The sequence below is a fragment of the Streptomyces albospinus genome, assembly GCF_014648695.1.
Lineage (GTDB): Bacteria > Actinomycetota > Actinomycetes > Streptomycetales > Streptomycetaceae > Streptomyces > Streptomyces albospinus.
The window spans coordinates 40,613-54,406 of the sequence record NZ_BMRP01000010.1; the positions used below are offsets into that span (position 1 = coordinate 40,613).

Consider the following 13,794-nt stretch of genomic DNA (forward strand, 5'->3'; position numbering starts at 1 on the left):
TGCGTGATCTGCTCCCGGCCCATGAGGCCGGCAAGGGCAGACGTCGCGACGGCGGTGCCGCGACGCACAGGGGAAAGGCAGGAAGCGATCGTGTTCGGGCGCGTGGGGGGTAACCGGCGGCGAGTGGTCTGGGGCCTGGTCGGCGTGGCGGTGGCGCTGGCCGTCTGGATGGTGTTCCTTGGACTGACCCTGAAAAGCCATGCCAGGGTTCGCCACTGGGACACCGCCTGGATCGGGCTGGACGCCATGGAAGTGGTCGGCTTGCTGCTCACCGGCCTCCTGATATGGCACCGGCGCGCCGCAGCAGGTCCCATCGCTGCGGTGACCGCCACGCTCTTCGCCGTGGATGCCTGGTTCGATGTGACCACCGCCGCCAAGGGCACCGACCATCTCGAAGCAGTGGCCATGGCCGCCGTGTGCGAACTTCCTCTTGCGATCGGTCTCGCCACCATCACCGTCCTGGCCCCTCGATGGCAGGACGGTCACCGCCCGTCATCGATGTCTCCGGAGGCGTCCACCGGGAAGGGCCTGAACCGGTGGGCGGAGGGGACGGAGACGACGGCGCCCAGGACCACCGCCCCGTCGAAGTAGCGGCGGTCGCGTACCGGTACGGCAACAGCACGGCGTCCGCCCCGGGTTCGGGGGTGGACACCGTAGCGTTGACGTTTACTCGTCGGCGTCGTACTCCCACACCTCACGCATGAACGAGTACGGCCATCCGGTACAGCCAGGTGCGCACCGAGGCGCGCGCCGGGCCGTACCGGTCGCGGGCCGTCCAGGCACGGTGCAGCCTCTCCTCCTCGATCGCCTGCCGGTGGTCCCACCACCGGCCATCCCGCTCGGGCGTCCGGTCCGGGAACCACGGCTCGCTCCGCGCCCACCGCACACCGGTCAACGGCGCACCCGGATGACGGCCTGCCGATCCAAACGAAACTGCCTAGGCGACGGGGCGCCGGTCGATCGGGGTGCGCGGGGTCCGGATGCTCACGGGGGTGCGGCGCGGCCCGGACCACGGGGCCGGAACCGCGTCGATGTCCTGAGCCAGCCGGTAGGCGATCGACTCGTAGTTGACCCGCCAGCCGCGGAAGTGCGGCCACGCCTCCTCGGGGGTGCGCTCCATCGGGTAGTCACGCTCCCGCAGTCGCTCGACCCCCATCAGGAAGTCCTGGTAGGTGAGTTGGACAGGGTCGTCGGGACGCGGATCGGGATCGTACGGGATGCCGCGTATGTCTGCGATGTCGCGTAGGCAGACGAAGCCCGCCCGCAGCGCCAGCCGGATCTGCGACTTCGGCTGGGACGGGTTGAAGGCCATCCGCAGCGCCGCGGCGTCCATGACGGCGAGCAGCGCGATCAGCCAGTTGCGGGTGGCCTTGGGTGACCGGAAGTGGATCAGGACCGGGTAGGTGGTGTGGCTCTCGCTCACCGCGGCGCTCCACCGCTCCCAGTTGCGGAACAGCTCGATGAGGCTGTCCAGTAGCTCGACCTGCGCGTATCGCACCAGGATCTCCGGCCCCCAGGGCGGCGAGCCCGCACGGGCCTGGAGCAGGGTGACCTCGGTCTCGCGGCTCTGGTAGGCGCTGTAGAGGGTGGGCAGGTACCCGACCTGGAGGCCGATGACGATGGGGCCGGTGGCGGCGGCGCAGAAGTCGATGACGGTCAACGTGGCCCGGTTGCCGCTGGCGAAGCCGAGCGTGAGCAGCGACGAACCGGACTCGGTCAGTGCCTCCCGTGCGCCGAGCTGGCTGACGGCGGCCTCCAGCAGGGCGAAGCCGACCAGGAACGACGCCAGCCAGCTGATCAGAGTCACCACGATGGCCAGCGGCGCCACCGGCGCGAGCACCCGGTCCTTGGTCTCCGCGTTCGTCGACCGGTCGGCGACCAGTTGGAACGCGTGGTGGACCAGGCGCTGCACGACCTGGGTGAAGCCGGAACGCGTCGGCCGGGGGATCACCAGGGTGCGCAGTACCGAGGAGAAGATCCCGAGCACGACGACGGCACCGGCGATACCCAGCAATACCCGCACCACAGTCACCTTGCTCTCCGACCGAGGGTCCGCGTGAACGAGCGTGCCGCCACGGGCGGACGGCTCGTCAGCGGCCTCGGCGAATCCTCGACGGCCGGGGCCGGTCGGCATCCCGGCCGAGGCGCTCCCGGCCGACCTGGCCGGCCGACGGTGCACGGCAAGATCCACCGACCCGCGCCGAGACGGAATGGTAGCGGGGGGCGCGGGCGATGATGTCCAGCGGCTCGGCGAACGGTCGAGGACAAAAACGAGCGGCTACTCCCGGACCGGATGCCCAAGCGGAGCGGTCGGTGGCGGGACCCTCGTGAGGTTGCGGACCGTCACCGCCGGCAAAGGTGAACGCACCGGCGGTTCCCCTCCGGCGCCCGCCGCCGGGCCACCCGCCGGACACTCAGTGGGGAGGCGCGCCCCGCCCCTCGCCGTCGTGGACCAGAGCAGCGCCCTCGACGCCTGCTACATCATCGTGTCCCAGGGCGAAGGCGCCCCGGACGAGCAGGAGGACTCCCACTACGAGAAGTTCACACGCATCCGCGACCACGTCGACGGCATCGGTGTGGTGTGCGACGCCTCCGGACAGGAGAAGTACACCATCGACAGCTCGGAGGCCGTCTGGCCGGTGATGACGGACCCGAAGGCGAGCGACTTCACCGGATCGCTCGGGAAGCCGGCTCAACTCTCCGACGCGGCCTGCTGCTACGTGCTGGCGCTGCTGGACGCGCTCTACCAGGCCCCGGCGGACGACCCCGACCCCTCGCAGCATCTGCCGAAACCGACGTCCGAGCGGTACGGCCTCGAACGCGGTTTCATCGCCGCCATGCAGGGAGTCCTCTCTCCCGTCGCCAAGATCCTGGTCAGCGCGCCCATCAAGAGCGGCCCGAACGCCGGCAGGAACGCCGGGCCCACGTTCGGCTACTACGACTTCAACGGCGCGCCGCCCAAGCAGGTGCTCATGGAACTGTGCACCGACAAGGAGCTGACAAAGGACTTCCCTCAACTGGGCGGCGGCGACGGCATTCTGCACCAGATCTCACTGCTCCCCGACTTCACGATCCAGGTGATCGCGGAGGACCGCCGGGCAGCCGCCGAACGGCAGTGGGCCCAACTCGACAGCACGACGGGCAGGTCGGTACGGCCTGGTGCGAACGGGCGGACAGGACACCAGGCACGACCACGGGCCGCGGAGGGGCAATGCGCCGGGGGATGGCCTACGGCAGGCAGCCTCGGCGCCTTCGGCCACGTGTACGGCGTTGGCAGCGCCGGCAGCCCACGCCGACGGTTCGGGATGTCCGTCCGTGCTCAGCAGGTCGAGAGGTCCATGATGCGCTGAATCAGGTCGGGGTAGGTCCAGCCGGCTCCGGTCGCCGCGAGCGGCAGCGGACTCGTCGCCGTCAGGCCGGGGAGCGCGTTGACTTCGATGCACATCGGCTCGCCGCCGGTGTCGCAACGGAAGTCGGTGCGTGAGTACGCGTCCTCGCCGAACCCGAGTGCCTGGTGCGCGCGCAGGGACAACTCCTGGAGTCGGGAGGCGAAGTCGGCCGGCACCCGCGCCGGGCACACTTCGCCGACCGCCCCGGGCTGATACTTGGCCGTGTAGTCGAACACCGCAGTCGTCAGCTCGATCTCGACCACCGGGAGCACGTGGCCGCCGACCACGCCCACGGTGAACTCCCGCCCGGGAAGGAACGGTTCCACCAGTAGCTCCACGTCCCGGGAGCGCGCCCCGGCAGTCACCTTCGCCAGTTGTGAGAGCGAGTCGACACGGTGGACCGCGACGCTCGAACCGTCCGCAACCGGCTTGACCACCACCGGCCCGTCCGCAACCAGCCGCTCGACGTCCGGCGGCACCTCACAAGCCCTAGGCCGCCACAGCACCCGCTCGACGACCGGTACACCGGCCGCACCCACCGACGCTCGCGCCCGTCCCTAGTGCCAGGCCGCCGCACAGGCCCCGCTGCCCGCACCGGTGAACCGCACGCCCGCCATTTCGAGCAGTGCCTGTACATGCCCGTCCTCGCCCCAGCCGCCGTGCAACGCCAGGAACACCAACTCGGCGCCGCGTAGCAGCTTCAGGACCGTACCGCCGGTCAGGGCGGCGTGCATGCGCCGCCTCAACCGATGCCGGTCCGAGCGGGGCGGTGGTTCCCTCCCCACCGTGAGCCCGTCGACCACATCACCGGGATACAGCGGCCCGGCCAGGTCCGGGACCGCAGCAGCCGGGTCGACGAGCACCACCTCATGCCGCCGATCGAGCAGAGCCCGGGTTACGGACCGGCCCGAGGCCAGGGAGACGTCCCGCTCGGAGCTCCCCCCACCACACAGGATCACCACTCGCATACCTGACTCCTCGCCCCTCTTCGCACCGTTTCGCACCCGAACCCGAACCCGAACCCGAACCCGAACCCGAACCCGAACCCGAACCCGAACCCGAACCCGAACCCGAACCCGAGCCGGCCGACTGAGTGCCTTTGCGCAGCCATCAGTTGGCCCTGTGTCCGGTCGGTTCACGGCGCCGATTCAAGATCATCAAGTCTTCGGGGTTCGGGACGGGCGCGAAGCCCGCCTTCGCGTAGACCTCGTGAGCGTCGCGGGTGGAGAGCAGGACGCGCTTGAGCTGGTAGGGGGCGAGGTGGTCGCGAACCGCGCCGGCTATCCAGGTGCCGAGGCCCTTGCCGCGGTGCGCAGGAGCGACATAGACGTCGCAGTGCCAGGCGAAAGTGGCCCGGTCGGTGACGACGCGTGCGTAAGCGACCTGGGATCCGGCGGCGTCATGGACGGCGAAGTTCACGGAGCCGCGTACCGACTGCTCGACCGTTTCCCGGCTGCGGCCCAACGCCCAGAACGCGTCCGTCGAGAGCCAGCGATGCACCAGGTCGACATCGAGGCGGTCCGGGTCCGTGGACAGCTCGTATCCGTCTTCCCTGCTGATGGTCATGAAGAAGTAGCGTACCCATCGCGCTTGGGTTTTCCAAGTAACTACTTGGAAAACCCAAGTTGCTGTTCGGTGTCCGATGAAAGGGGAGTGGCCGTAGGCCGCCCGCTGGTCAGGCGGTGACGCAGCAGAACTCGTTGCCTTCCGGATCGAGCATGGCCTGGACCGGTGCGCCCCAACCGCAATCGCCTGGCCACTCGTAGGCACCTGAAAGTCAGGGGACGAGCACCGGTGTGCCTCCCCCCGACCGGTCAGGTAGCGGCGGTGAGTCCGGTAGGTACCTGCCATTCGTGGCGGCGGCCCTTGTTGGTGAGCCGGAGGCCCGACTTGAAGATCACCGTGCCCAACTCGCCGGCCGCGTTCGCGACTACCGGCACCGCGTCGCTTCCCTTGCTGTAGCCGAGGTTCAACGCGGACTGCGCCTGCAACAGCGCCTTGGTGGCGTCGGCTGCCGGGACCTGTACGAGGTCGGCCGCCTCGTCGCCGATCAGATGGCGGATCAGTGTCGGGCCGACACCCGCGAACGCCGGGCCGGGCAGCACGTCGCGGATGAAGTCCAGCACGGCCTTGGTGAGTGCGGTCCCCGCCTCGGTCGGGCGCTGCTGCCGCGCCAGGATGGTGTCGAACATCTGGGTGCCGTCGTCGAAGGTCGCCGGATTGACCTCCCCCGTGACGCCCAGCACGTGCCCGATGACCCGCCAGGTGTGGAAGAGGGCGTCCCGGTCCTGGCGCGGCAGCTCGACCCCCAGCCGTGCCAGGCCGCGCGGGATCTCCACCGAGAAGCTCATCAGCGTTCCGGCGAGGTCCTCCTGATTGACCGGGAGGCCCCACGTGTCGGCGTCCCAGTCGCCCAACTGACTGGTGTGGTACCGCATGGTGGCGTGGAGCAGGCGGATCTTCTGCGCCGAGCGCAGCCCCCGGCCGTCCGGGCCCAGTCCGCCCTTGTCGAGCACATCGACGACGAACTGCGCGGTTTCCATCAGCCGCCGGTACACCCCCGAGGTCAACCGCTGTGAACGCGCCAGCACCTGGGCCCCGTTGCCACACCCGTAGCACAGCGGGAGCGAGCCGCACAGCAGCGTGGAGACGATCTGCGACTGGTAGCGGCCCAGCAGCACATGACTGCGGTCCAGCAGTGCCGCATCGGCCCAGCCCGGGAGCACGGCGCTCTCCTCGAAGTACCGCTGCAACTGCGGGGGCAGGCCGTCGGGGATCGCGTCGCTGTTGCGCCCGAAGCCGAGCAGCGTCTGACGCACCTGCTCCTGCCGCCCCAGCGCGTAGGTCTCGCTGATCGCGGCGTCAGCCAACGGGTCTCCCGTACGCCGCAACGCGTTGAGCTGTTCGTCCGTCCACCGGCCTGCGGCCATGTCAGCCTCCCTTGAAGTGTTCTGTCGGCGACACCCCTATCAGCCACCTGCCACCGCGAGCGGCACTCTCACTCGGACGAGGGCATGGCGAACGGGAGTTCTGGCCGCCGTGGTGCTGCATGCCCGGCTCTGGTCGCCCGCGGGTGTATGCCGGACGCACGAGGGCAACTAGGGGGCGTGACGCAACAGGCCTCGGCGGTCGAGTCGGCCTGCCTGCGTTGCCGCCCGATCGTCCGCACGGAGCTGCCCGATCGGCCGCCCGCACGGCCGTTTCCGGCAGCGCCCGCCAGGTCGATGCTGTTGGGGCATGGCTGAGGGGCGGCCGTAGCGGGAGCGACTGCGGCGCGCGCTGATGCCCTGCCCCGACTGCCGTCCCTCTCCCCCGAGGGGGACGGCGGTTTCTGCCCGGTTGTGGTGGTGGGGCGAACGGGCAAGTCTTCTCAAGGCTGCCCCGGGCGTCTTCCCTCTCCGTACGGACGGAGAGGGACGGGGCGGTCACCATCAGGTGGGCCGATCAGAGGAGCCGATCAGGGTGAGCCGAACCGTTCGCAGGGAACTCCGGGTACGCACCGCGGTCGTGGCGTTAGCAGTCGGGGCGCTTGTTGCGGGGTGTGCCGGTGCCGGGGGTGCCGGTGGTTCGTCGGGGGACCACGTCATCAACGTGCTGATGGTGAACAATCCGCAGATGCTGGAGGTGCAGAAGCTCACCGCGGAGCACTTCACCAAAGAGACCGGTATCAAGGTCAATTTCACCGTGCTGCCGGAGAACGATGTCCGGGACAAGGTCGGTCAGGATTTCTCCAGTCCGGCCGGGAGGTACGACGTCGCCACCATCAGCAATTACGAGGTGCCGTTCTACGCCAAGAACCAGTGGCTGCTGCCGCTCGACGGGCGGGCGTCGAAGGATGCGGCGTTCGACCAGGCAGACATTCTCGTGCCGATGCGGGAGTCGCTGACGGCGGACGACGGCAAGCTGTACGCGGAACCGTTCTACGGCGAGTCGTCCTTCCTGATGTACCGCAAGGACGTGTTCGCCGCCAAGGGGCTGACCATGCCGGCCCATCCCACATGGCGACAGGTCGCCGATCTGGCGGCTCAGGCCGACGGCGCCCGGCCTGGTATGAAAGGCATCTGCCTGCGTGGCCAGCCGGGTTGGGGCGAGCTGGTCGCTCCGTTCACCACCGTCGTCAACACCTTCGGCGGAACGTGGTTCACCAAGGACTGGGAGGCGCAACTCAGCGCCCCCGCCTTCGAATCCGCCACCGACTTCTACGTCGACCTGGTCCGCAAGCACGGTGAGGCCGGTGCTGCCGAGGCCGGGTACGCCGAGTGCCTGAAGGACTTCACGCACGGTGGGACCGCCATGTGGTACGACTCCACGGCCGCGGCCGGCTCGCTGGAGGCCGCGGACTCGCAGGTGCAGGGCAAGATCGGCTACGCTCCCGCCCCGGTCGAGAAGACCACCAGTTCGGGCTGGCTCTACACCTGGGCCTGGGGTGTGCGGAAGACGTCCGCACACCCCGACGACGCCTGGCAGTTCCTCTCCTGGGCCTCGGGCAAGCAGTACCAGCAGCTCGTAGGGCGGACCAGCGGATGGGCCGATGTGCCCGCCGGTACCCGCGCCTCCATGTACGTCAACCCGCACTACCGTGCCGCGGCATCCGCGTTCGCCGATGTCACCCGCAGTGCGATCAAGGGCACCGATCCCCGCAACCCCGGTCGCCAGCCGCGGCCCACGATCGGCGTTCAGTTCGTCGACATCCCGGAGTTCGCCGATCTCGGCACCAAGGTCTCCTATGAGATCAGCAACGCCATCGCCGGAGCCGAAACCGTCGACGAGGCCCTGCACAACTCACAGGAATGGGCCGAGAACGTCGCCCAGAAGTACCGGAAGCAATGAGCGCTCCGCGGACCCCCGCCCCCGCAGCCCGCAACGCACCGCGTCTGAGGGGGCGTCACCGGCCCGCAGACGAGGCGGTGTTCCTGACCGGGTTCGTCACCGGTCAAGGTCTGTTCCTCGCCAAGGTCTGCGCGGCTTCTACCGTCATCCCCCTCCCGGTGCTCGCCGCCGGGTTCGCCCCCAGGACAAGCGCGTCCAGGGTCTGTCACTCGGCGCCGTCAAATGAGGACCGCGGGGCGTCGTCGCCGGTGGCCTCGGTGAGCTTCAACAGGTCGTGGACGGCCGCCGCGAGACACGCGGTGTGCCAGACGCGGTGCTCGGGGCCGGCCTGGGTGGCACTGGTCGCGCCGACGATGATGCGCACGATCACGGAGTCGGGGCGTTCCTGGGTTGCCCGGCGATCCAGGGGGCTCTGCCGGTCGCCGTACGCCGGTATGCGCAGATCCGGGACACCGGCCCGGGTCATGAGGTGGCGGGCGATGCCGATGAGTTGGGCGAGGTAGTGCTCCAGCGTGGTGGGATGCGGGGAGAGGCGGGCTTTCCACCAGGACTGGGCCACGCGGACGACCTCGCGGATGCGGGTGTCGCTCGGATCCACCGGCCCGCCGGGGCCCGGCAGTTGAGCGAACGCGCGGGCGAAGGCGGTTACCTTTGTCCCCGCGTGGGGGTGCCCCGGTCGCACGATGGGTCGCTGTCCCGGGTAGCAGATCAGGGTTCCGTCGTCGATGAGGAGGCGGATCGCGGCGGAGATCGGTGGTTCGGCGGAGACCAGATTGCGGGCGAGTACCGACCGGATCGGCAGCTGTGTCCCGGGGGGATAGGCGCCCACGGCGATCAGTTCCCGCAGCCAGTCCGCGATCTGCTGCGGGCGGTCGGTACGGCCGGACCCGGCCAGGCGGGCGCGGCCGGTCGCGCTCAGCTCGACGACGTTCTGCTCGGCCATGTCGGTCAGCGCGAGTTTCACACTGCCGACGGGGAGATGCAGGTCCGCCGCGATCGTGGCCGGGCTGAGCGATGCACCGGCCAGGTAGTGGCCGTCCTCGATGGCCTCGGTGATCCGTGCCGCGACGTCCACGACCGGAACGTAGGGCGGTTCGGTGTCGCGCAGGCTGCGCAGCAGGTCGCGGGCGTTCCCTGCCAGTTCCACGAGGCCGAGGAACGAGGGGCGCCCCGCCGGCCGGACGGGCCGGGCAGTGGCCGTGATGAGTCGCTCCCACCGCGCCTGATCCGCCGTCGAGCCCGACGCGGCCAGGCGGCGTTGCCCGGCCAGCGGCAGCCACCGCTCCGTGATGCGCCACGCCTTCTCGTAGCCCCTGGCGACCGCAGCGGGCGAGACGCCGGCCCGGGGGCCGTCGATTCTGCCCAGACGCATGAGGTCGCTGGTGAGAGCACGGCGCGCCGAGTCCGGTACGGGCGGACGGTCGCTGCCGCCGGGTGTCTGCTCGCAGGTGTTCGTGTCCGTCATGCGGTTCTCCCGGGCAGGTCCGTCGGAAGGGCATCACCGCGTTGCGCGGTCCGTCACATGCTCACGTCCGGTGCTGCTCCGCGCACCCGCCTTGGGGGCGGTTCTTCGGGCAGCCGCGATGCGCGAAAGTGCTCCCTCCCGCAGGCTGGCCGCGGGGCGGGCGTGCTCCTAGAGTCCCGGAATCATGGAGTGCGGCATTCTCCACGATTTGTCGACATGCTTCCCGCCCAGGACCCGATGAGAGTTCGGCGCGCACCGGCCAGGACCGGTCTCCGCCGACGGAGAAAAGATGAAACTTGAGCTCACGCAGATGGTGCCGGTCATGCTCGTCTTCGGGACCTTCTTCCTCGTGATGATCGTCTTCGGTATCGCGGTATACGAGGAGACCCAGACCTTCACCGACTTCGCCCTCGGCGGTCGGCGGCTCAGTGCCTTCATAGCCGCGCTTTCCGCCGAAGCCAGCGATATGTCCGGCTGGTTGTTCATCGGCCTGCCCGGTGCCGTGTACGCGGCAGGGATCGGTGCCACGTGGATCGCGGTGGGACTGGCCATCGGTACGTACCTCAACTGGCGCCTCGTCGCGCCCCGTTTGCGTGTCTATACGCAGCTGGCGAACAACTCCGTGACGCTCTCCGCATACCTGGGAGAACGGTTCGAGGACGACAGCAGGGTGCTGCGCACCGTCTCGGCGGCGGTCACCGTCGTGTTCTTCACCGTCTACGTGGCGAGCGGCTTCATCGCGGGCGGCCTGCTCGTCGGCCAACTCTTCGGCACCGGCTTCGCGTTCGGGCTGACGGTCTTCGCCGTGGTGATGGTCACCTATTCCGTCCTGGGCGGCTTCCGCGCCGTGAGTACCTCGCACTCGGTGCAAGGCACCCTCATGGTCCTCGCGGCCGTCGCCCTCCCCCTGATCGGGATCTGGCAGCTCGGGGGCTTCGGCCCGCTGTTCCACGCGCTCGCCGCCAAGACCCCGTCGCTGCTCGACATGGGCGCACAGGCAAGCTACGCCCACGGCCAGTGGGGCGCCGGCCAGCCCCTCGGCGCCATCGCGGTGATCTCCATGCTTGCCTGGGGTCTGGGCTACTTCGGGCAGCCCCACATCCTGGCCCGCTTCATGGGCATCAGCAGCACCAACGACATCCCCTTGGCCCGGCGTATCGGTGTGGGCTGGGTGATCGTTGCCCTGACCGGTGCCAGTCTCACGGGACTCATCGGGATCGCGCAGGTCCAACCAGCGCTCAAAGAGCCGGAGTTGGTCTCCATCGCCCTGTCCGTTCAGCTGTCCAACCCATGGGTCACCGGTGTTCTCCTCGTGGCCGTACTCGCCGCGATCAAGTCCACTGCGGACAGTCAACTGCTGGTCTCGGCGACGTCCCTCTCCGAAGGCTTCTTCCACGCGTTCCGCAAGCGGCGGGCCTCGGACACGGCGCTCGTGTGGGTGGCCCGCGGGACCGTGGTCGTCGTCGCACTGGTCGCCTATGTGATCGCGCTCAGCAGCCGCAGCGCCGTACAGGACATCGTCGCCTACGCCTGGGCGGGGTTCGGATCCTCCTTCGGCCCGGTGCTCCTGCTGTCGCTGTACTGGCCGCGGATGACGAAGGCCGGAGCCATGGCCGGCATCGTGGCGGGTGCGCTCACCGTGGCGCTCTGGAAGTTCATCGACCCGCTGCTCGGCCCGTTCCGGACCGGCCTCTACGAGATGGTGCCGGGGGTGATCGCCGCCACGGCCTCCGCGCTGCTTTTCGGCGCCTTCGTCGGCCGACCTCCGCTGCGTACCTGGGGCAGCCCGAACCGGAAAGCCGTCAGACAGGGCATGGGCGCCTTCGCCACCGCTCATCGGCTGCCGAGGGCGAGCGGAGTCCACAGAAAGCGCTGAGCGCGCTGCGGGCAGGCGCGCCGGCAGCACCTGCCCGATGCCGGGCGGGTGGCACTGCTCGTCGGCGGGCGGTGCCGTATCCCCTTCGATGCGCCGGAGCCGAGCAACCGCGTACCGTCCCGTCCCGCTTCCCCTGTGGAGGCGGGGGAAGCGGGACGGGACGGCCTTCCGGTCCGCCCGCCCGGATTCGGGCAGACCAGCCGTCCCCGGGGGTTGGGACGGCGCTCGGGGCGCTCCGGGCGCCTCGGGCGGCGAGACGCGCGGAGCCGGCGGGGGAGCGGTCAGCGGGCAGCGTGCCGGGAGTGGCCGGGTTGCCCGATCACACCCTCGACGGCCGCTCGCAGTGCCCGCACATCAGTGATCAGCCGTCCCTCCAGGGGACGGATCCGCCAGTGCAGCCCAGGCCCTGCGACCCGGTGCAGCGGCGGGACCACCAGGTACTGGGTCATGCCGAGCGGACGGGTCTGGGCGACATCCCAACCAGCGGACGCGCCCGCGGCGATGAACCAATAGAGGGCCGCCTCGCGGGGATCCTCGACCACGGCGGCGCAGCTCCCGCCGAGGAGGTCCAGGCAGCACTCGCCCACGCTGCGGGGCACGCGGACGGCGTCCCAGTCGATGCCGGCCGCCAGTAACGAGCAGTCCACCGCATTCGGCAGGGCGGAGCGCCGGGAGGTTGCAAGAAGCACAGCGGATCGTCCTCTCACCCACGCGGCCCGCGCTGGACCGACGTCTGGTACGGCTTGGTCGAAGTCGTCCGCGCCCGGTCATCGCGCCTCCGCGGTCACCGGACCACGCCGACCGAGCGTCTGTCGATATCTTCGGCGACCGGGCGGTGCTTCCACAGCGGTCATCCGAACGGTCCAAGGGGTGGCGGGGGCCGCCCGAAAGTGCGCCCGCCCGTCGGCTGTCGGCGACCGGGCCCGCTTCTAAGGTGGGTATCCGATCGACGTGGCGCCGCAGGGCGCCGGCGCCGATTACCCGGCGCCGAAAAAAATCTTGGAGTTCTGCCGTCATAGGGCGGCGCTTCGCGCCACTGATAGGCGTGGATACGAACTGTCACGCACTCCAGCCCGCAGAGATGAGTGCCGCCGCGCCCCAGCCCGCCGCGGACGGACCCGGACACCACCTGGTCGGCAAGGGGGCCGATCACCGCACCACCGGACCTGAGCCGGCCGACATGCCCACGATCGATGTCGGGCTGTGGCTGCTCGGGATCGCCTTGCACCTGATCCAGGGGACCGAGGGGGCAGAGAGGGCCGACGGCGATGAACCCGGTGCCGGTGCCCTCGGCGCGGCGGTCCGACGCCTCCTCGCCCAGTGCGACGCCGCCGACCAGCCGACGGCCGTTGAATCCGGCGCCCGCCGGTATCAGCACCGTGCGGTCACGCCGACCGCTCCCGCATCCTCCGCCGACGCGCGACGGTCGCAGACGCCGGCCGCCACGCACCGTGCGGAGCGCGCTCCCCGCGTGGCGATCTGGTGTTTCGGCGGATTCCGTATGGCCATCGGGGACCGGATCGTCGACTGGATGAAGATCCGTCCCCGCGCCCGCGCCGCGATGCGTCTGCTCGCCATGCGGGCAGGTCGGCCGGTGCACAGGGAGGCGCTGATCGAGGCACTGTGGCCGGACGCCCCACCTTCGTCGGCCACCGCCAACTTGCAGGTGGCCATCTCCAGTTTGCGAGGCCTGGTGGAACCGGACCGGGAACGCCGCAAGGCGCAACTGGTGGTCCGCAGCGGCGATGCCTACCTGCTCAATCTGCCTGCCGACGCCTACCTCGACACCCTCGCGTTCCAGACCGCGCTGACCCGGAGCAGACGAGCGAGGGCGGTCGGGGACACCGACACGGCCGTGGGGGACCTGCGGGACGCGCTCGCCTCGTACAACGGTGAGCTGCTGCCCGAGGACGGCCCCGCCGAATGGCTCCAGCACGACCGGGAGATGTACCGCCGGCAGGCGGCCAACGCCGCCGCGGAGCTGGCCGCCGCGGAACTCACCGCCGGCAATCCTCGGGAAGCGGTGGCCGCCGCAGAGAAGTGCCTGGTCATCGATGCCTTCCACGACACGGGGTGGCAGTTGCTGGTCGGTGCCTACCGGCGCCTCGGCGCACCCGCCGCCGCGGAGCGGGCGCGCCGCCGGTACGCCGCGATGCTCGCGTCGCTCGGCATCGAGACCGACGGCCCCGGCCTTGCCAACGGCTGCTGACCGGACGGTGTGCCGTGGCGTCCTG

Annotated in this window: 13 protein-coding genes and 1 pseudogene; 6 read left to right on the forward strand and 8 right to left on the reverse strand. The window is 70.0% G+C overall.

The annotated features are described in order from the left end of the window. Positions 1-90 precede the first annotated feature (90 nt). Positions 91-591, forward strand: coding sequence for a hypothetical protein (locus IEZ17_RS15860; RefSeq protein WP_189300588.1), 501 nt, complete (start codon positions 91-93; stop codon positions 589-591). 103 nt (positions 592-694) lie between these two features. Here IEZ17_RS15860 and IEZ17_RS42355 read toward each other — a convergent pair whose 3' ends face one another. After that, positions 695-895 (reverse strand): hypothetical protein, encoded by a 201-nt coding sequence (locus IEZ17_RS42355; RefSeq protein ID WP_229852294.1) that lies wholly within the window; start codon positions 893-895, stop codon positions 695-697. A gap of 42 nt (positions 896-937) precedes the next feature. Further along, entirely contained in the window at positions 938-2,023 is a 1,086-nt protein-coding gene (locus IEZ17_RS15870) for a hypothetical protein (RefSeq protein WP_189300589.1), read from the reverse strand. A 424-nt stretch (positions 2,024-2,447) separates the two neighbouring features. On the opposite strand from IEZ17_RS15870, the gene IEZ17_RS15875 reads away from it, so the two are divergent. Beyond that, positions 2,448-3,350 (forward strand): hypothetical protein, encoded by a 903-nt coding sequence (locus tag IEZ17_RS15875; RefSeq protein ID WP_189300590.1) that lies wholly within the window; start codon positions 2,448-2,450, stop codon positions 3,348-3,350. Here IEZ17_RS15875 and IEZ17_RS42360 read toward each other — a convergent pair. The 4 genes from IEZ17_RS42360 to IEZ17_RS15890 all read right to left on the reverse strand — a co-directional run bounded on the left by IEZ17_RS42360 (position 3,320) and on the right by IEZ17_RS15890 (position 6,319). Continuing rightward, positions 3,320-3,928, reverse strand: coding sequence for a D-alanine--D-alanine ligase family protein (locus IEZ17_RS42360; protein ID WP_229852295.1), 609 nt, complete (start codon positions 3,926-3,928; stop codon positions 3,320-3,322). The genes IEZ17_RS15875 and IEZ17_RS42360 overlap by 31 nt on opposite strands. A gap of 18 nt (positions 3,929-3,946) precedes the next feature. Next, a complete protein-coding gene (locus IEZ17_RS42365) occupies positions 3,947-4,357 on the reverse strand; it encodes a hypothetical protein (RefSeq protein ID WP_229852296.1) in 411 nt (136 codons plus the stop codon). A 142-nt stretch (positions 4,358-4,499) separates the two neighbouring features. Continuing rightward, positions 4,500-4,955 (reverse strand): GNAT family N-acetyltransferase, encoded by a 456-nt coding sequence (locus IEZ17_RS15885; RefSeq protein ID WP_189300591.1) that lies wholly within the window; start codon positions 4,953-4,955, stop codon positions 4,500-4,502. Between the two features lie 248 nt (positions 4,956-5,203). Next, positions 5,204-6,319, reverse strand: coding sequence for an oxygenase MpaB family protein (locus IEZ17_RS15890; protein WP_189300592.1), 1,116 nt, complete (start codon positions 6,317-6,319; stop codon positions 5,204-5,206). Positions 6,320-6,896: 577 nt separating this feature from the next. On the opposite strand from IEZ17_RS15890, the gene IEZ17_RS15895 reads away from it, so the two are divergent. Together IEZ17_RS15895 and IEZ17_RS15900 are read left to right on the forward strand one after the other, a co-directional pair. After that, positions 6,897-8,219 (forward strand): ABC transporter substrate-binding protein, encoded by a 1,323-nt coding sequence (locus IEZ17_RS15895; RefSeq protein WP_373299833.1) that lies wholly within the window; start codon positions 6,897-6,899, stop codon positions 8,217-8,219. A gap of 77 nt (positions 8,220-8,296) precedes the next feature. Then, positions 8,297-8,445, forward strand: a pseudogene (locus IEZ17_RS15900) (carbohydrate ABC transporter permease); the annotation flags it as partial. Here IEZ17_RS15900 and IEZ17_RS15905 read toward each other — a convergent pair. Next, positions 8,425-9,684, reverse strand: coding sequence for a helix-turn-helix domain-containing protein (locus IEZ17_RS15905; protein WP_189300596.1), 1,260 nt, complete (start codon positions 9,682-9,684; stop codon positions 8,425-8,427). The pseudogene IEZ17_RS15900 and the gene IEZ17_RS15905 overlap by 21 nt on opposite strands. A gap of 289 nt (positions 9,685-9,973) precedes the next feature. Between IEZ17_RS15905 and putP the strand changes: the two genes are divergently transcribed. Next, positions 9,974-11,560, forward strand: coding sequence for a sodium/proline symporter PutP (gene putP / locus IEZ17_RS15910; protein WP_229852298.1), 1,587 nt, complete (start codon positions 9,974-9,976; stop codon positions 11,558-11,560). A gap of 281 nt (positions 11,561-11,841) precedes the next feature. On the opposite strand, the gene IEZ17_RS15915 is transcribed toward putP, so the two are convergent. Then, positions 11,842-12,249 (reverse strand): hypothetical protein, encoded by a 408-nt coding sequence (locus IEZ17_RS15915; RefSeq protein WP_229852299.1) that lies wholly within the window; start codon positions 12,247-12,249, stop codon positions 11,842-11,844. Positions 12,250-12,641: 392 nt separating this feature from the next. On the opposite strand from IEZ17_RS15915, the gene IEZ17_RS15920 reads away from it, so the two are divergent. Next, entirely contained in the window at positions 12,642-13,769 is a 1,128-nt protein-coding gene (locus tag IEZ17_RS15920; RefSeq protein WP_189300598.1) for an AfsR/SARP family transcriptional regulator, read from the forward strand. The last annotated feature ends 25 nt before the right edge of the window (positions 13,770-13,794 follow it).